This window comes from Streptomyces sp. NPDC046215 (genome assembly GCF_040646215.1).
In the GTDB taxonomy this organism is placed as follows: domain Bacteria; phylum Actinomycetota; class Actinomycetes; order Streptomycetales; family Streptomycetaceae; genus Streptomyces; species Streptomyces stramineus.
In genome coordinates this window covers 1-2,217 of record NZ_JBEYZW010000191.1, presented here as the reverse complement: position 1 = coordinate 2,217, position 2,217 = coordinate 1, and the positions used below count along the sequence as shown (strand labels likewise).

Genomic DNA, 2,217 nt, shown 5'->3' with positions numbered 1-2,217 from the left:
GGCTGGTATCGGCTGAGCTCAGCCGATACCAGCCCGCCCGGCGTGTGAGGACGCACCCGCAGGGCGCTCGCCGCCGCAGGTGGCAACGACGGGCCCGTAGGCCGAAGACCCGCCGGAGGCGTTACGCGTCGTCGGCCATTTCCAGCCACCGCAGCTCCAGGTCGTCGCGCTCCGCGGCGAGTTCGCGGAGCTCGGCGTCGAGCTTGGCCACCGCCTCGAAGTCGGTCGCCTGCTCGGCGATCTTCGCGTGGAGCTTGGTCTCCTGCTCGCTGATGCGGTCCAGGCGGCGCTCGATCTTCTGGAGCTCCTTCTTCGCGGCGCGGGCGTCACCGGCCGACTTCTGCTTCGCGGCGGCCTCCGGGGCGGGGGCGGCGGCGGGCACGGCGGCGTCGATGACCTTCTGGCGGCGCTCCAGGTACTCGTCCAGGCCGCGCGGCAGCATCCGCAGGGCCCGGTCGCCGAGCAGCGCGTAGACGCGGTCGGTCGTGCGCTCGATGAAGTACCGGTCGTGGCTGATGACGACCATGGAGCCGGGCCAGCCGTCGAGGAGGTCCTCCAGCTGGGTCAGGGTCTCGATGTCGAGGTCGTTGGTGGGCTCGTCGAGGAAGAGGACGTTGGGCTCGTCCATCAGCAGCCGCAGGATCTGCAGCCGGCGGCGCTCGCCGCCGGAGAGGTCGCCGACCGGCGTCCACTGCTTCTCTTTGGTGAAGCCGAACTTCTCGCACAGCTGCCCCGCCGTCATCTCCCGGCCCTTGCCGAGGTCGACGCGGTCACGGACCTGCTGGACGGCCTCCAGCACCCGCTTGGCCGGGTCGAGTTCGGCGACCTCCTGCGAGAGGTAGGCGAGCTTGACGGTCTTGCCGACGACGATCCGGCCCGCCGCGGGCTGCTTCTCGCCCTGGGTGCGGGCCGCTTCGGCGAGCGCCCGCAGCAGCGAGGTCTTGCCCGCGCCGTTGACGCCGACGAGACCGATCCGGTCGCCGGGGCCCAGCTGCCAGGTCAGGTGCTCGATGAGCTCCTTCGAGCCGGCCTGGATGCGGACGCCCTCCAGTTCGAAGACGGTCTTGCCGAGCCGGGAGTTGGCGAACTTCATCAGCTCCGCGGTGTCGCGGGGCGGCGGCACGTCGGCGATCAGCTCGTTGGCGGCCTCGATGCGGAAGCGCGGCTTGCTGGTGCGGGCCGGGGCGCCGCGGCGCAGCCAGGCGAGCTCCTTGCGCATCAGGTTCTGCCGCTTGGCCTCCTCGGTCGCGGCGATGCGCTCCCGCTCCGCGCGGGCGAAGACGTAGTCGCTGTAGCCGCCCTCGTACTCGTGGACCTCGCCGCGCTGGACGTCCCACATGCGGGTGGCGACCTGGTCGAGGAACCAGCGGTCGTGAGTGACGACCACCAGGGCCGACCGGCGGGAGCGCAGGTGGGCGGCCAGCCAGGAGATGCCCTCGACGTCGAGGTGGTTGGTGGGCTCGTCCAGGACGATCATGTCCTGGTCGGCGATCAGGAGCTTGGCGAGCGCGATCCGGCGGCGCTCGCCGCCGGAGAGCGGGCCGATGACGGTGTCGAGGCCCTGGGCGAAGCCGGGCAGGTCCAGGCCGCCGAAGAGGCCGGTGAGCACGTCGCGGATCTTGGCGCTGCCCGCCCACTCGTGGTCGGCGAGGTCGCCGATGACCTCGTGGCGCACGGTGGCGGCCGGGTCGAGGGAGTCGTGCTGGGTCAGCACGCCCAGGCGCAGGCCGCCGGCGTGGGTGACGCGGCCGTTGTCGGCGGTTTCGAGCTTGGCGAGGATGCGGATGAGCGTGGTCTTGCCGTCGCCGTTGCGGCCGACGACGCCGATCCGGTCGCCCTCGTTCACGCCGAGGGAGATGCCGTCGAGCAGTGCACGTGTGCCGTACACCTTGTCGACGGCTTCCAGATTGACGAGGTTCGTGGCCATTCCGCTCCTGCCTCTTGCGCCTTGCGGCGCTGGTTTGCGATCGGCTTCCCAGGGTAGTCGGCGCCCGGTTATGCCGGACCGGTGGTCGTCTTGCCGCTGCCTTGCCGCTGCCTTGCCGCTGCGCGGGGCCGCTCCGCTGCGCGGGGCTGTTCAGGTGCGCGGAGCGTTGCCGGGTGCGGCGCCGTTGCCCCTGCGGGGGGCGTGTCCGCTGCGCGGGGCTGTTCAGGTTCGGTGTCGGGCCTGCGCGGGTGGGGGTGTCAGGGCTGCTTCGCTTTACGCCCTGACACCCC

The 2,217-nt window shown here is 71.8% G+C and carries 1 protein-coding gene; it reads right to left on the bottom strand.

Annotation, left to right across the window (positions count from 1 at the left end):
* Positions 1–121: 121 nt before the first annotated feature.
* Positions 122–1,927, bottom strand: a complete 1,806-nt coding sequence (locus ABZ951_RS33770; RefSeq protein WP_344086285.1) for an ABC-F family ATP-binding cassette domain-containing protein — start codon at positions 1,925–1,927, stop codon at positions 122–124.
* Between the last annotated feature and the right edge of the window lie 290 nt (positions 1,928–2,217).

Coding starts and splice junctions, on each gene's coding strand:
- ABZ951_RS33770 (WP_344086285.1), bottom strand. CDS start 1,927: ATGGCCACGAACCTCGTCAATCTGGAAGCCGTCGACAAGGTGTACGGC.